This window comes from Nocardioides agariphilus, from assembly GCF_015352445.1.
GTDB lineage: Bacteria > Actinomycetota > Actinomycetes > Propionibacteriales > Nocardioidaceae > Nocardioides > Nocardioides agariphilus.
The window spans coordinates 1-14,327 of the sequence record NZ_JADKPO010000030.1 but is presented as its reverse complement, the minus strand read 5'-3'; the positions used below and the strand labels follow the sequence as shown (position 1 = coordinate 14,327).

The following is a 14,327-nucleotide window of genomic DNA, read 5'->3' as shown; positions in this document are numbered from 1 at the left end:
GCCAGGCTATGCCCCCGTCACGCCCCGAACGCCTCGGCGTAGATCGCGGCCAGGTCATCGGAGTACGCGGCCGAGAACCCGCACACCGTCACGATGCCGTCCGTGGCGGAGACCAGGTAGCGCCCACCCTGGTCGAAGGTGACTGACTGGATCAGCGCCTGCATCTCGGGATCCGGGGCCTCCACGACGACCAGGTCCTGGTCGCCGCCGCGGTACCAGTGCGAGACCTCGAGGGTCACGCTCCTCCCGTCGATCGCCGTGACCGTGCCGTCGAACGCCGAGTCCTGGTTGCCGAGCAGGCGGGCGGTGACCATGGCGCACCTGCCCTGGGTCGGCGGGGGCGCAGTGAGGTGCAGCACCGTCCGCGGCGCCTCGCTCGACGGTGGCGTCGCCGTCGGCTGCCTGCCTTCACCACCGTTGAGGGCGAAGAAACCCACGCCGGCGATCACCAGGACGGCTGCTGCGGCGAGCACCCAGGTGAGTGGGGTCCGCCGGCGTGGGTCGGCTTCTTGGCGTTGGTCCGCAGGCGTCTGGACGTCGGGGCTCATCGTGTCCTCCAGGAGTCGGGCCACCCGCTCGGGGCGGGCCGGCGGGAGGGAGGCGGCGGGGTCGCGCGAGGACATCAGCTCGCGCAGCTGGTCGTCGTTCAACTCCTGCTCCCTTCGTCCGACTCCTCATGTCCGGCCGGGCGATCTCCCTTTCGCGCCCCGAGCTCGGCACGGAGCTTCTCCCTGGCTCGGTGCAGCCGGATGCTGGCCGCGTTGGGGGTGATGTCGAGCACCTCCGCGATCTCGGCTGGCGTGAGCTGCTCCCAGGCCCACAGGCGCAGGAGCTCGGCGTCCTCGTCCCGGAGAGCAGCAAGCGCGGCGTCCAGGTCTGGAGCCTCGGTGTCCCCGGGGCCCGGCACGACGGAGGCGGGCGGGTCCACGACCGCGACCTTCGCCGCCAGCCGCTCCTGGCGCCGTACGCCGCGTCGAGCGTTGGCCAGGCAGTTGGCGGCGACCCGGTAGGCCCATGGCAGCGGGTCGCCGGGCAGCTCCTCGAGACGGCGCCAGCAGACCAGGAGCGTCTCGGCGAGCACGTCGTCGGCGGTGGTGGGATCCGCGCGCCGGGCGAGGTAGCGACGCAAGGGCTCGATCAGCGTCACCGCGAGCGACTCGAAGCGCTCGCGTCTCGCGTCGTCGACCACCTCGGCCACGGGCCTCACGGTGTCACATGTCCGGCAGCACGCCCGGTCTTTCACTGTCGGCGGCGGCTGCCAGACTCGCGTGCGTGAGCGAGATCGCCGATGCCTACCTCATCGCTGCCGGCTCCGTGCTCGACCTGGTGGGCCGGCTCGAGGTCTCCGCGGCCTGGGACCGGCCGAGCGCCCTGGCCGAGTGGTCGGTCGGCGGGCTCGCCGGTCACCTCGCGGCGCAGGTCTTCCTCGGGCTCTCCCGCCTGAGCGATGACCCGGGCGTGGACCCCATCGCCCTCGACGAGCACTACCGCAGAGCGGCGTGGGTGACCGCCGAGATCGGCGACGAGGTCAGCCAGAACATCCGGACGGGCGGTCAGCGAGACGCCGCCGACGGCCACGACGCCCTGATGACCCGTCTGCGTGAGGCGACCGCCACGTTGCCGGCGGTCCTGGCGGCGGTGCCCTCAGACCAGCCGGTGCTGATCCCCTGGCAGGGCTGGTCGTTGCGCCGCGACGACTTCCTGGTGACCCGCATGATGGAGATCGCCGTCCACTCAGACGACCTCGCCGCATCCGTCGGGGTGTCGGCTCCCGGGTTGCCCGACGAGGTGCTCGGCCCCGTCCTCTCACTGCTGACCCGCCTCGCCGTCCGGCGTCACGGCCAGTCCGCCGTCCTCGCCGCGCTGACCCGCGCCGAGCGAGCACCCGCCGCGATCAACGCCTTCTGAGCGCCGCGTCCGGAGACCACGCAGGCCAAGAGCCGCCCTCAGCCCACGACAATCGCCGCGATGCCGAGGGCCACGACCGCGGAGCCGGCGAGGCGGTGGGCGCCTCGCGCCTCGCCGAGAGCAAACCAGCCGAGCAGGGCGCCGATGACGATGCTGCTCTCCCTCGCCGCGGCGACGAGCGAGACCGGGGCCACCTGCATGGCCCGGAGCACCAGGATGTAGGCGAGCGGTGACAGCAGGGCCACGACCAGAGCTCGTCGACCCATGGTGGGCCAGGCCCGCCGTACGCCCCGGATCCGGCTGCCCGTCATCGCGGTCAGCGAGGGGACCTGGCAGAGCAGCCCGAGCACGAAGTACGTCACCGGCGGCACGCCCAGATCGGTGACGACGTGGCTGTCCCACAAGGTGTACGCCGCGATCGTCACGCCGGTCAGGGCGCCCCAGGTGATCCCGGCGCGAGCTCCCGGACGATGCAGGTCCCGTGGCGTCCACGAGATCATCAGCACGCCCACCACGACCAGGCTCACCCCGAGCGCACCGACCACTCCCGGACGCTCACCGAGCACCGAGACCGCGACCACGAAGGTCAGCAGTGGCCCGGTCCCCCGAGCGATCGGGTAGACCAGGTTGAGGTCGCCTTCGGCGTAGCCGCGCTGCAACACGAGGTTGTAGGTGATGTGCAACGCCGCACTGACCGTGGCCGCGCCGAGCCAGGTCCACTGCGGCCGCTCGTGGGAGGCCAGCATCCAGACCACCGCGACGGGCATCCAGATAGCCGCACTCAGCGTGGCGAACAGCCAGACGAAGAGCACCCGGTCCTGGGTCACGCCCTTGGCGGCGTAGTTCCACAGCGCGTGCAGCACGGCCGCCGTCAGCACCAGCGCCAGCGCCACCGGACCCACGCCCGCAGGCTGTCACATGGCTCTTCCCAGGCTGCACGGCACCTGACACGGTGGGCACCATGCTGGTGCTGAGGAGCCGGAGGCTCGGCGCGTCATCGATGGTCCTGTCGCTGCTCCTGGTCGCGATGGGCGTCGGTACGGCGCCCGCCAACGCCCAGCAGGCGTCCTCGACCGCGAGCCGGATCGCAGCGGCTTCGGTGGCCGCCGGCGGCCATCACTCGTGCGCGATCCTCGACAACCGCTCCGTGCGCTGCTGGGGGCAGAACAACTTCGGCCAGCTCGGGTACGGCAACACCGACAACGTCGGCGACAGCGCGTCGCCCGCGACAGCCGGACCGGTCGACCTCGGCGCCGGCCGCACCGCGCTGGCCATCAGCGCCGGCGAGGCCCACACCTGTGCCATCTTGGACGACAGGTCGGTGCGCTGCTGGGGCTACAACTTCTACGGCCAGCTCGGCTACGGCAACACCAACAACATCGGTGACGACGAGACGCCAGCCAGCGTCAGCCCGGTCGACCTGGGCACGGGTCGCACTGCCCTGGCCATCGCTGCGGGTGTCGACCACACGTGCGCGATCCTCGACAACCACACCGTGCTCTGCTGGGGCTACAACGCCAGCGGTGGACTCGGCTACGGCAACCTCGACGTCATCGGCGACAACGAGACCCCGGCCTCGGCAGGACCCGTCGACCTCGGGGCCGGTCGCACCGCGCTGGCCATCGCCGCGGGGGCCCAGCACACCTGCGCGGTCCTCGACAACCACACCGTGCGCTGCTGGGGCTTCAACAGCAACGGCGAGCTCGGCTACGGCAACACCGATGTCATCGGGGACAACGAGGCCCCCGGCACCGCGGGGCCCGTCGACCTTGGCCCCGGTCGCAAGGCCTTCTCCATCGCGGTCAGCGACTACCACACCTGCGTGATCCTGGACACCAAGGCCGTTCGCTGCTGGGGCTACAACGCCAGCGGAGGACTGGGCTACGGCAACACCGACAACATCGGCGACAACGAGACCCCCGCCGATGCCGGACCCGTCAACCTCGGCACCGGCCGCACCGCCTCGGCCATCACTGCCGCCGGCGAGCACACGTGCGCGATCCTCGACACGAAGGCCGTGCGCTGCTGGGGCTACAACTTCTACGGCCAGCTCGGCTACGGCCACACCAACGACATCGGCGACAACGAGACCCCCGCGACCGCGAGCCCGGTCAACCTCGGCACCGGGCGCACCGCGCTCGCTCTCGCCGCCGGCTGGGATCACACGTGCGCGGTCCTCGACAACCGGCAGCTGCGCTGCTGGGGCTACAACTTCTACGGGCAGCTCGGCTACGGCAACACCGACCAGATCGGCGACAACGAGACCCCCGGCACCGTCGGGCCAGTCGACCTCGGCCGCCGGGTCCGGACGTCCGAACGACCCACGCTCGCACTCCACGCCAGTCCGCAGCGAGACCGCACGCGTCCCTACACCTTCACCGTCACCGGCAAGCTCGGCGGGGCGTTCATCCGCGACTCCGCCACCTGCACCGGCAAGGTCCGGCTCGTCGCCACCAATCCCGCGGGACGCGTGCTGAAGAAGGTCACGACCAAGGTCCGGCGCGACTGCACGCTGCATGCCCGGGTGGAGATCACCCAGCCGCAGCTGCGGACCACGCGAGCCGCCGTACGCATCACGATCAAGGCGTCGTACGCCGGCAACGGCTCCCTGCGCGCCACCACCGCCCGTGCCCGGGTGACCGCTCGGTAGGGAGCAGCAGATCGGCCGCGTCCGACATCGTTCGTCCGCCTCTGACAAATGCCGAGTCGGCGCAGATCGCCCTCTTGGAAGGGCTGTCTGCGCCGACTCGTTGACTCTGGTGGGGCGATCTGCGCCGACTCGGCGCAGTAGTCCTCAGAAGTCCATGCCGCCCATGCCGCCGTCGCCACCGGGCATCGCGGGAGCCTTCTCGGGCTTGTCCGCGACAACTGCCTCGGTGGTCAAGAACAGCGCGGCGATCGACGCGGCGTTCTGCAGGGCCGAGCGGACGACCTTGGTCGGGTCGGGGATGCCGGCCGCGAGCATGTCGCCGTACTCGCCGGTCGCGGCGTTGAGGCCGTGACCGATGGGCAGACCGGCGACCTTCTCGGCCACCACGCCGCCCTCGAGGCCCGCGTTGACCGCGATCTGGCGGATCGGGGCAGCCAGCGCGACCCGGACGATGTTGAGACCAGTGGCCTCGTCACCGGTGAGGTCGAGCTTCTCGAACGCCGTGATGCCGGCCTGCACGAGCGCCACGCCGCCACCGGCGACGATGCCCTCCTCGACCGACGCCTTGGCGGCGCGGACGGCGTCCTCGATGCGGTGCTTGCGCTCCTTGAGCTCGACCTCGGTGGCCGCGCCGACCTTGATCACCGCAACACCGCCGGCCAGCTTGGCCAGGCGCTCCTGCAGCTTCTCGCGGTCGTAGTCGGAGTCGGACTTCTCGATCTCGGCGCGGATCTGGTTGACCCGGCCGGCGATCTGGTCGGCGTCACCGGAGCCCTCGACGATGGTGGTCTCGTCCTTGGTGATGACCACCTTGCGGGCCGAGCCGAGCAGCTCGATGCCGGTCGACTCCAGCTTGAGGCCGACCTCCTCGCTGACGACCTGGCCACCGGTCAGGATCGCGATGTCCTGCAGCATGGCCTTGCGACGGTCACCGAAGCCCGGAGCCTTGACGGCGACGGACTTGAAGGTTCCGCGGATCTTGTTGACGACCAGCGTCGAGAGGGCCTCGCCGTCGGTGTCCTCGGCGATGATCAGCAGCGGCTTGCCGGCCTGCATGACCTTCTCCAGCAGCGGCAGCAGGTCCTTGACCGAGCTGATCTTCTGGTTGGCCACGAGGATGTAGGGGTCGTCGAGCACGGTCTCCATGCGCTCGGGGTCGGTCACGAAGTAGGCCGAGATGTAGCCCTTGTCGAACCGCATGCCCTCGGTGAGCTCCAGGTCGATGCCGAAGGTGTTCGACTCCTCGACCGTGATCACGCCCTCCTTGCCGACCTTGTCCATCGCCTCGGCGATGATGTCGCCGACACTCTGGTCGCCGCCCGCGGAGATGGCCGCCACCGAGGCGATCTGCTCCTTGGTCTCGACGTCCTTGGACGCGGCGGTCAGCGCCTCGGAGACGGCCTCGACGGCCTTCTCGATGCCGCGCTTGATGCCCATCGGGTTGGCACCCGCGGCCACGTTGCGCAGGCCCTCGCGGACCATCGCCTGGGCCAGGACCGTGGCGGTCGTGGTGCCGTCACCAGCGACATCGTCGGTCTTCTTGGCGACCTCCTTGACGAGCTCGGCCCCGATCTTCTCGTAGGGGTCCTCGAGCTCGATCTCCTTGGCGATGCTCACACCATCGTTGGTGATGGTGGGCGCACCCCACTTCTTCTCGAGCACGACGTTGCGGCCCTTGGGGCCAAGGGTGACCTTGACGGCGTCCGCGAGCGTGTTCATGCCACGCTCCAGACCGCGCCGGGCCTCCTCGTCGAAAGCAATCAGCTTCGCCATCTGGTTTGCGATTCCTTCTTATGAGTCTGGTGGCCGGCTCGCTGCCCGCGACGGACGGCCCCGGCTGACCCGGCGAACCCTGCTCGCCGGCGCCCGTGACCTCAGCTACCCCGGTCCGGATGTCTTGTCACTCTCATGCCGAGAGTGCCAGCGTCATGTTTAGCACTCGCACCCTGCGAGTGCAAACGATGTGGCTCGACGTCCGGGCGCTGGGAAGCCTTCGAGCAGACCTGTCGATTTCGTCGTACCCCGCCCGTCATGCCAGTGACACACTCACCACGAGCCGAAGAGGAGTGGACCCATGACCGAGTACATCGTGCTGCTGCCAGGTGACGAGGCTGCCTGGCAGGGCGCCAGCGAGGAGCAGCGGCAGGCGACGTACCACAAGCACCAGGAGTTCGCGAAGCTCCTCGAGGAGCGCGGGCTACGCGTCACCGGCGGCTCGGAGCTGACCTACTCCCGAGAGGCCAAGACCCTGCGCACGTCGTCCGACGGAACGCAGACCGTCACCGACGGCCCCTACTCCGAGTCCGTGGAGCAGTTGACCGGCTTCTACCTGATCGAGGCCGACAGCATCGACGCCGTGGTCGATGCGTGCAAGGTGCTCGGCGAGGGCGAGAGCCTGATCGAGGTCCGTGCCTGCAAGGGGATGTGAGCGCGGGTGAGCCACCTGGTCCTGCTGGCCGAGGCCGACCCCGACTCGTGGGGTCGGATGACCGACGACGACCGAGCGGCGGTGATGGCCGGCCATGACGCGTTCTGCGAAGCCGTCGCCGCGCGCGGGAAGATCCTCGGTGGCCAGGCGGTCGCCCGCCAGGAGACCGCGAGAACGCTCCGCACGATCGGGGGCCTCCGCCAGGTCGTCGAGGGCCCGTACGCCGAGACGGTCGAGCAGCTCGGCGGCTACTACCACGTCGACGCGGGCACCATCGAGGAGGTGATGGAGCTGTGCCGGCTGCTGCCGGACCACTACGTCATCGAGGTGCGTCCGGTCGTGGACATCGAGGACCTCTGAACCACGTCGAGCAGGTCTGGCGCGAGGAGTGGGGCCGCTTGCTGGCCCTGCTCGTCGCGCGGTACCGGCGCCTCGACCTGGCCGAGGACGGCCTCGGGGACGCCTTCGAGGCGGCTACTCGGACCTGGCCCGCTGACGGCACTCCCGCCAACCCGTCGGCCTGGCTGCTGACGGCCGCCCGCAACCGCATCCTCGACCGCCTCCGTGCCGAGGCGGTCGCCGCCCGCAAGCTGCCCGTGCTCGCCGTCGAGGCCGAGCTGACCGAGGAGGCCCAGCGCGTGATGGTCGACTCCGGTGACCTCGGCGTCTCGGCGTACGACGAGCGGTTGCGGCTCGTGCTCCTGTGCGCCCATCCCACGCTCTCGCCCGAGTCGGCGGCGGCGCTGTCGCTGCGCCTGGTCATGGGGGTGGCGACCGAGGACATCGCGCGGCTGTTCCTGGTGCCGATCCCGACGATGGCCGCACGGCTGACGCGCGCACGCAAGCGCCTGGCCCAGGAGGCGTTCGAGCTGCCGCCCGGTCCCGAGCTCGAGCAGCGACTCACCCTCGCGATGGACGTCGCCTATCTGGCCTTCACGGCCGGCTACGCGCCGGGCTCGGGCGCAGACGTCCTGCGACCGGACCAGGCCGCGGCCGCGGTCCGGCTCGCGCGCGTGCTGCGCGAGGTCGCACCTGCGGGCGTCGAGCTCGACTCCCTGCTGGCCCTGATGCTCCTGCAGCACTCACGGCGCGACGCACGCGTCGACGCCCGCGGAGAGCTGGTGCTGCTGCCCGACCAGGATCGGCGACGCTGGCACGACGACGAGATCGCCGAGGCGCTCGCACTCCTGACGCCGTGGGCACACGCGCCGGGCACGCCGTACCTCCTGCAGGCGCTGATCGCCGCCGAGCACTCGATCGCCACCGAGGCGGCCGACACCGACTGGCCGCGGATCTCGGCGCACTACCGCGAGCTCGACGACCTCACCGGATCGCCGGTCGTGCGCCTCAACCGGGCGGTCGCGGTGGCCGAGGCCGACGGCCCCCATGCCGGGCTCGCGCTGCTCGACGACCTGGACCTGCCGGGCCACCGGCTGCCGGCCGTACGCGGCCAGCTGCTGCTGCGCCTGGGCCGAGGCGACGAGGCGGCCGCCGAGCTGCGTCGCGCGATCGACCTGTGCGCAAACGAGGCCGAGCGGTCCGGACTTCGGCGGCTGCTGCCCGGCTCCAGCTGAGGCGACTGGCGTCCTGACTGGCGTCCGGACTGGGGTCCTGACTGGCGCCCTACTACCCAGGTCACCTGAGTACGCGGGCGCAGGCGCCCGACCCGTGGCGCCCCGAGCATGAGGCCATGAGCACAGCCGTGACCACCGAACCGCCACCCGCCGCACCACCACGCACCCGCCCGGCGACCCCCGCCCAGCTCGACTGGCTGGCCGCCGAGCTGCCCCACTGGCGCGCCGCCGGTCTTCTCGACGACCAGACCGCGACCAGGATCCTGGCCGGCTACCACCCCTCGCGCCGGTTCAGCCTGGCCAGCCTGCTGCTCGTGCTCGGCGCGTGCTTCGTGGGCGTCGGCATCATCTGGCTGGTCGCCAGCAACCTCGACCAGCTGCCGCCGCTGACGCGCTTCATCGTGGTGTCGGCCTTCTGGCTGGCCCTACTCGCAGGCGGTGAGGCTCTGGCCGGCCGGCGCGAGCACGGCGGCCCGATCCCGTCCCCGGTCGTGGGCGCCGTGCGGATCATGGCCGCGCTCGCGTTCGGTGCCGTGGTCATGCAGGCCGCGCAGAGCCTGCAGGTGCCGGCGTACGAGCCGCAGCTCCTGGCGTGGTGGGGCTTGGGCGCCCTGGTGCACGCGTACGCCGTCCGCGCCGCGGGTCCGTTGGTGATCGGTCTGCTCAGCCTGGCGTCCTGGCTGGTGTGGCAGGTGAGCTGGGACTCCCCCGACGCGCTGACCGTGCTGCTCGTCTTGTTCTCGGCGGGAGGCGTCGCGGCGTCGGTCGCCGCGGTCCACGCGACGCGCCTGGGCACGTCGTTCAGGGGCTTCTCGGGCGCCTGGCGTGAGATCGGCGCTCTGCTGTCCCTCGGCGCGCTGTTCGTGGCCGCTCTCCCCTTCGTGACCGCCGACGACTTCAGCTGGTCCACCACCGTGGTCGCGGTGCTCGTCGCCGCTGGTCTCGCGATGGTCGCCTCGACCGCCTTCGCGACCGACAACGCGCGCCTCGAGCCGGCGCTGGCCCTGGTCGTCGCGGTGGTGGGCGTGCTGCTGGTGCTGTGGGAGTTCGGGTCAGATCTGGGGGCAGACTTCGACACCGGCAACCAGGTCGGGCTGGAGGGCTGGGCGCACGCCGCGTTCGGCGTGGTCGCCTACGTGGCCGCGGCAGGGTGGTTCGCCGTCCTGGGCGTGCTGCGCGACAGTCGCCGCCTGACGTTCCTGGCCACCGCCGCGCTCGTGGTGTTCACGACCACGCAGGCGTTCTCGGTGTTCGCCGCGATCATCCAGGGCGCCTGGCTGTTCCTGCTGCTCGGGCTGGTCTTCGCCGGCACCGGCTGGCTCGCCGACCGCGCCCGCCGCCAGCTCGCGCGCAGCCTCGCCGACGACGCACAAGGAGCAGTCCGATGAGACGTCCAGCAGTGGTGAAGGTCCTCGTCGTCGCCCTGGTCCAGCTCGCGTTGGTAGGGCTGGCAGTCGCTCCGCGAATCTCGGCCAGGACGACCGGCGAGGAGTACCGCCTCCGGGTTGCCCCGGTGGATCCCCTCGACCCGTTCCGCGGCGCCTACGTGGACCTCGACTACCCCGAGATCTCCGAGCAGCGAGCCGAGCAGGTGGCCGGCGACGGCACGCTCTACGTCACGCTGGTCGAGGACGGCGACCTCTGGGTCGCCGGCGACTACACCCGCACGCGGCCGCAGGGCACGCCGTACCTGGCGTGTGACGACCGCGACTGGCGGGTGCGCTGCGGCATCGAGAGCCTGTTCCTGCCGCAAGATGAGGCTGCCGCGATGCAGGACGACGTCGCCGGTGGCCAGATGGTGGCCGTCGTCAAGGTCGACTCACGGGGTCATGCGGCGCTGGTGCGCGTGGAGCCGGCCTGACCTCGGTCAGCCTCCGGCGACCGCCGGGATCACCGAGATCTGGGTGCCGTCGGGCGTGGGGGTCTGCAGGTTGTCGAGGAAGCGCACGTCGTCGTTGCCGACGTAGACGTTGACGAAGCGCCGCAGCGCCCCCGACTCGTCGAGGATGCGACCCTTGATGCCCGCGAAGTTGGCGTCCAGGTCGTCGAGCACGGCCGCCAGGTCGGCGCCCTGGGCACTGACCTCCGACTCGCCACCGGTGTAGGTGCGCAAGATGGTGGGGATCCGGACGGACACGCTCATCAGTGGCTCAGCTCCTCGTGGGGGTTCGGTCAGGTCAGTCTCGCGCACCGATGCCGGTGGCGGAGAAAGCGGTGTACGACGGGTCGATGGTCGCCGCGGGACCCACCTGGTCAGCGATGGCATCGAGGGTCTTGAGTCCCATGCCCGTGTTGATCACGACGGTCTCGAGCGTCGGGTCGAGCTGCCCGGTCTCGACGAGCTTCTTGGTCACCGCCACGGTGGTGCCCCCGGCTGTCTCGGTGAAGATGCCCTCGTTGCGCGCGAGCAGCAAGATCCCCTGGCGCACCTCGTCGTCGGTGACGTCCTCGACCGCACCTCCGCTTCGGCGGCAGATGTCGAGCACGTAGATGCCGTCGGCCGGGTTGCCGATGGCCAGGCTCTTGGCGATGGTGTCGGGCTTGACCGGACGGATCGCGTCGGTGCCGGCCTTGTAGGCCGCCGACACCGGCGAGCACCCCGTCGCCTGCGCGCCGAAGATCTTGTAGGGCTTCTCCTCGACCAGGCCGAGCTTGATCAGCTCCTGGAAGGCCTTGTCCACCTTGGTCAGCTGCGAGCCCGACGCCACCGGGATGACCACCTGGTCGGGCAGTCGCCAGCCGAGCTGCTCGGCGATCTCGAAGCCCAGGGTCTTGGACCCCTCGGCGTAGAACGGCCGCACGTTGACGTTGACGAACGCCCAGCCCTCCTCCTCGCCGGCGATCTCGGAGGCCAGCCGGTTGACGTCGTCGTAGGTGCCGTTCACGGCCACGAGCGAGTCGGTGTAGACGGCGGAGTTGACCTGCTTGGGCTTCTCGAGGTCGGCCGGGATGAACACCACGGTCTTGATGCCGGCACGGGCGCCTGCGGCGGCGACGGCGTTGGCCAGGTTCCCCGTGCTCGGGCAGGCGAAGGTCGTCGCGCCCAGCTCCCGAGCCGCGCTCAAGGCGCAGGCGACCACGCGGTCCTTGAAGGAGTTGGTCGGGTTGGTGGAGTCGTCCTTGACCCAGAGGGTGTCGATGCCGAGGGTGCGGCCCAGGTTGTCCGCGCGCAGCAGCCGCGTGAAGCCGGGCTCGGTGTTGGGGCTCGACTCGATGTCGTCGGGCACAGGCAGCAGGGCCTTGTAGCGCCAGATGTTGGGCGGGCCGGCCTGGATCTGCGCGCGGGTGACACGGGCGCGCGCCTCCTCGTCGTAGCCCACCTCGAGGGGTCCGAAGCACTCCGGACAGGCGTAGGACGGGCCGAGCTCGACCTCGTGACCACACTCCCGGCAGACCAGCGCCCGGGCGTGCCCGAAGGCACCGGGGCGATGGGTCGTGCGCGGCTTCTGGTCAGCTAGTTCGACGGCTGGGGCGCTCAAGAGTTGACCTCCCTCATCTTCCCCGTGACGACTCTCGCCGCGGGCCGGAATTGGCACCGGTCAGTTGCCTGGATGTTGCAGCCGGTTGCCGGGACTTCGCAGGGCCGTTCCCTCAGTCCCTCTCGATGAGCAAGCCCTAACCTACCGGCCGCTGTCTCAGCATGCGTACTGCGCGTCCACCATCCGGATGCGTCAGGCGGCGTCGCGCGTCAGCTGTCGCAGCAGGTCGAGGACGCCGTCGGGACCGGCGACCACGACGTCGGCCAGGTCGCGCAGGGCCGACTGCTCGCGGGAGGCCGAGCAGACCAGGAGCGTCGACAACCCCCGGCTGCGGAGGTCCAAGACGGCCTCGAAGGCCTCGAGGTCGCCGAGGTCGTCGCCGGCGAAGAGGAACCCGCCGGCCTCGAGGTGCTCGGCGAGGTACTCGACGACCAGGCCCTTGTGCATCCCGTGGGAGCGGACCTCCAGCACCTGGCGGCCGGGCTCGACGGTCAGGCCGTGCCGCTCGGCGAGGTCGCCGATGGGCTTGACGAGCCGTTCGAAGGCGCCGTCCGGGTCGTCGAGACGACGCGTGTGCACGGCGACGGCGAGGCCCTTGTCCTCGACGAACGCCTCGGCGGCGTCGGCGCCGCGCAGCACCCGTGGCAGCTCCCGCTCGAACGTCGCGAGCCCGGCCGGCGGTCGCGGGGTGATCACGCGACGGTTGGTAGAGGTCCAGCGCTCGTTGCCGTACTGGCCGAACAGGTAGAGCTCGCGGCCCCGACCCCCGATCGCGTCGCCGACCTCGTCGAGACCGCCGAGGGCCAGCGCCTGACGAGCGGGCCGGCCGGTGACCACCGCGACGGCGCGGACCACCTCCGCGAGGTCGGTCAGCACCTCGGGTGCCTCCGGGTGGATGTGGGCCGAGCCGGGGTCGTCGACGATGGGGGCCAGGGTGCCGTCGAAGTCGAGACCGACGATCACGCTCTCAGCGTGCGCGACCAGGTCCGCATAGCGCTGCTCGCCGTCGGCCGAGGTGAAGTCCACGTGCCAACCCTGGCATGAACCTCTCGCTCAGGCGTGGTCGGAGGTGAGGATGACCGTCAGCCGGTCGCGCTTCATCGGGTCGACGGCCAACGCGGTGCGACCGATGCCGAGGTCGAGCGCCAAGGCCCGGGCCGCACGCTTGAGCGCGGGCGGGTAGTAGACCGTCGAGGCCGGGATGCTGCCGTACCAGTTGTCGGTGCCGACCACCTGCCAGCCCGCCTGTGTCGCGGTGTCGCCGATACGGCCCGCCAGGCCGGTGACACCGGAGTTGTTGTAGACCTCGACGTAGACCTTGCCCTTGTCGACCGGCGGCTTGGTGGGCTTCGGCTTGGTGGTGGGCATCGATGACGGCGTGGACGTGGTGGTCTCCGACGGCGTCGTCGCGACCGGCGTGACCTCACGCTCGGTGGGCGGCTGGCCCTGCGTCGCGAAGTAGGCCAGGCCGGCCATGGCGACCGCGACGATGCTGAGGATCACCACGGGCGAGGGGAAGACCACGCCGTGCTCGGTGCGAGCCCACCGGTGCCCTTGGCGGTGTGGCCGGGGACTCGGCCGAGCGGGTGGCCGTGACGGGGAAGTCGGCCTCATGTCGCCCTAGACCTCGAACCCGAGGCGTCGCGCCGAGCGCTGACGCTGACGAGCAGCTCGCAGGCGGCGCAGGCGACGGACGAGCAGCGGGTCGACCTCGAGTGCCTCGGGCCGGTCGATGAGGGCGTTGAGCACCTGGTAGTAGCGGGTCGCCGACATATCGAACTGCTCACGGACGGCGGTCTCCTTGGCACCGGCGTACTTCCACCACTGGCGCTCGAACTCGAGGATCTCGCGGTCGCGGTCGCTCAGGCCAGGCTGGCCATCGGCCCGGGCGAGATGAGTGGCGGCGTCCATGCGGACCACTGTAGGCGATGAATCACACGGATGTCATTCGGTCCCGGCGCGTCGCTGCTGCGTTTGTCCAGCCTGACGCTATGCCATCCGGAGCCGCCGACGCCCTGGTCAGCTGCCTGATCTCCCCTGGCTCTACTTCGAGGACTTTGAGATGGCCTCGAACTCCGTTGGTTGAGGAAGGCGCGCAGCCCTCCAACACCGCTGGTTGAGGAAGGCGCGCAGCGCCTGTCTCGAAACCCCCCACACGCAACCCAGCACCACCCACGATCCTGGTTTCGGACGGTTGCGGCGCAACCTCCTCAACCAGCAGACGCACCATCGAGGAAGACCCCCTCGAACACCGCTGGTTGAGGAAGGCGCGCAGCGCCTGTCTCGAA

16 protein-coding genes and 1 riboswitch are annotated in these 14,327 nt (G+C 70.7%); of the genes, 7 read left to right on the top strand and 9 right to left on the bottom strand.

Annotated features, from left to right (window positions below; genetic code table 11):
* Positions 1-17: 17 nt before the first annotated feature.
* Both ISU10_RS18135 and ISU10_RS18130 read right to left on the bottom strand, forming a co-directional pair.
* Entirely contained in the window at positions 18-650 is a 633-nt protein-coding gene (locus ISU10_RS18135) for a hypothetical protein (RefSeq protein WP_194697838.1), read from the bottom strand.
* Positions 647-1,198 (bottom strand): RNA polymerase sigma factor, encoded by a 552-nt coding sequence (locus tag ISU10_RS18130; RefSeq protein WP_370865641.1) that lies wholly within the window; start codon positions 1,196-1,198, stop codon positions 647-649. Before ISU10_RS18130 ends, ISU10_RS18135 begins: the two co-directional genes overlap by 4 nt.
* A gap of 74 nt (positions 1,199-1,272) precedes the next feature.
* Here ISU10_RS18130 and ISU10_RS18125 point away from each other — a divergent pair, with 74 nt between their 5' ends.
* A complete protein-coding gene (locus ISU10_RS18125; RefSeq protein WP_194697837.1) occupies positions 1,273-1,908 on the top strand; it encodes a maleylpyruvate isomerase N-terminal domain-containing protein in 636 nt (211 codons plus the stop codon).
* Positions 1,909-1,946: 38 nt separating this feature from the next.
* Here ISU10_RS18125 and ISU10_RS18120 read toward each other — a convergent pair whose 3' ends face one another.
* Positions 1,947-2,810 carry an EamA family transporter gene (locus ISU10_RS18120; protein WP_194697836.1) on the bottom strand — a complete coding sequence of 288 codons (864 nt, stop codon included), beginning with the start codon at positions 2,808-2,810 and terminating at the stop codon, positions 1,947-1,949.
* Between the two features lie 59 nt (positions 2,811-2,869).
* Here ISU10_RS18120 and ISU10_RS18115 point away from each other — a divergent pair, with 59 nt between their 5' ends.
* Entirely contained in the window at positions 2,870-4,558 is a 1,689-nt protein-coding gene (locus ISU10_RS18115; RefSeq protein ID WP_194697835.1) for an RCC1 domain-containing protein, read from the top strand.
* 144 nt (positions 4,559-4,702) lie between these two features.
* On the opposite strand, the gene groL is transcribed toward ISU10_RS18115, so the two are convergent.
* Entirely contained in the window at positions 4,703-6,331 is a 1,629-nt protein-coding gene (gene groL / locus ISU10_RS18110) for a chaperonin GroEL (RefSeq protein WP_194697834.1), read from the bottom strand.
* A 301-nt stretch (positions 6,332-6,632) separates the two neighbouring features.
* Here groL and ISU10_RS18105 point away from each other — a divergent pair, with 301 nt between their 5' ends.
* The 5 genes from ISU10_RS18105 to ISU10_RS18085 all read left to right on the top strand — a co-directional run bounded on the left by ISU10_RS18105 (position 6,633) and on the right by ISU10_RS18085 (position 10,421).
* Positions 6,633-6,986 carry a YciI family protein gene (locus tag ISU10_RS18105; RefSeq protein ID WP_228501285.1) on the top strand — a complete coding sequence of 118 codons (354 nt, stop codon included), beginning with the start codon at positions 6,633-6,635 and terminating at the stop codon, positions 6,984-6,986.
* Between the two features lie 6 nt (positions 6,987-6,992).
* Positions 6,993-7,346: a YciI family protein gene (locus tag ISU10_RS18100; protein WP_194697833.1), complete on the top strand. Its 354-nt coding sequence runs from the start codon at positions 6,993-6,995 to the stop codon at positions 7,344-7,346.
* Positions 7,347-7,384: 38 nt separating this feature from the next.
* The gene (locus ISU10_RS18095) at positions 7,385-8,560 is read left to right on the top strand and encodes an RNA polymerase sigma factor (protein ID WP_228501284.1); all 1,176 of its coding nucleotides are present in this window, start codon (positions 7,385-7,387) and stop codon (positions 8,558-8,560) included.
* 116 nt (positions 8,561-8,676) lie between these two features.
* Positions 8,677-9,948, top strand: coding sequence for a DUF2157 domain-containing protein (locus ISU10_RS18090; RefSeq protein ID WP_194697832.1), 1,272 nt, complete (start codon positions 8,677-8,679; stop codon positions 9,946-9,948).
* Positions 9,945-10,421, top strand: a complete 477-nt coding sequence (locus tag ISU10_RS18085; protein ID WP_194697831.1) for a GDYXXLXY domain-containing protein — start codon at positions 9,945-9,947, stop codon at positions 10,419-10,421. The genes ISU10_RS18090 and ISU10_RS18085 overlap by 4 nt, the downstream gene beginning before the upstream one ends.
* A 6-nt stretch (positions 10,422-10,427) precedes the next feature.
* On the opposite strand, the gene ISU10_RS18080 is transcribed toward ISU10_RS18085, so the two are convergent.
* The 5 genes from ISU10_RS18080 to napA all read right to left on the bottom strand — a co-directional run bounded on the left by ISU10_RS18080 (position 10,428) and on the right by napA (position 13,950).
* Positions 10,428-10,703, bottom strand: coding sequence for a MoaD/ThiS family protein (locus ISU10_RS18080; protein WP_194697830.1), 276 nt, complete (start codon positions 10,701-10,703; stop codon positions 10,428-10,430).
* Positions 10,704-10,737: 34 nt separating this feature from the next.
* Entirely contained in the window at positions 10,738-12,039 is a 1,302-nt protein-coding gene (thrC, locus tag ISU10_RS18075; protein WP_194697829.1) for a threonine synthase, read from the bottom strand.
* Between the two features lie 10 nt (positions 12,040-12,049).
* A riboswitch (SAM riboswitch) is annotated at positions 12,050-12,171 on the bottom strand.
* Between the two features lie 60 nt (positions 12,172-12,231).
* Positions 12,232-13,065 carry a trehalose-phosphatase gene (gene otsB / locus ISU10_RS18070; RefSeq protein ID WP_194697828.1) on the bottom strand — a complete coding sequence of 278 codons (834 nt, stop codon included), beginning with the start codon at positions 13,063-13,065 and terminating at the stop codon, positions 12,232-12,234.
* A gap of 27 nt (positions 13,066-13,092) precedes the next feature.
* A complete protein-coding gene (locus ISU10_RS18065; RefSeq protein ID WP_370865638.1) occupies positions 13,093-13,563 on the bottom strand; it encodes a LytR C-terminal domain-containing protein in 471 nt (156 codons plus the stop codon).
* 96 nt (positions 13,564-13,659) lie between these two features.
* Complete coding sequence (gene napA / locus ISU10_RS18060; protein ID WP_194697826.1) at positions 13,660-13,950, bottom strand: nucleoid-associated protein NapA; 291 nt, start codon at positions 13,948-13,950, stop codon at positions 13,660-13,662.
* Positions 13,951-14,327 lie beyond the last annotated feature (377 nt).

Excerpts from the sequence above, each read along its gene's own strand:
- ISU10_RS18115 (WP_194697835.1), top strand. The coding sequence starts at position 2,870 with ATGCTGGTGCTGAGGAGCCGGAGGCTCGGCGCGTCATCGATGGTCCTG.
- groL (WP_194697834.1), bottom strand. The coding sequence starts at position 6,331 with ATGGCGAAGCTGATTGCTTTCGACGAGGAGGCCCGGCGCGGTCTGGAG.
- ISU10_RS18105 (WP_228501285.1), top strand. The coding sequence starts at position 6,633 with ATGACCGAGTACATCGTGCTGCTGCCAGGTGACGAGGCTGCCTGGCAG.
- ISU10_RS18090 (WP_194697832.1), top strand. The coding sequence starts at position 8,677 with ATGAGCACAGCCGTGACCACCGAACCGCCACCCGCCGCACCACCACGC.
- ISU10_RS18085 (WP_194697831.1), top strand. The coding sequence starts at position 9,945 with ATGAGACGTCCAGCAGTGGTGAAGGTCCTCGTCGTCGCCCTGGTCCAG.
- ISU10_RS18080 (WP_194697830.1), bottom strand. The coding sequence starts at position 10,703 with ATGAGCGTGTCCGTCCGGATCCCCACCATCTTGCGCACCTACACCGGT.
- napA (WP_194697826.1), bottom strand. The coding sequence starts at position 13,950 with ATGGACGCCGCCACTCATCTCGCCCGGGCCGATGGCCAGCCTGGCCTG.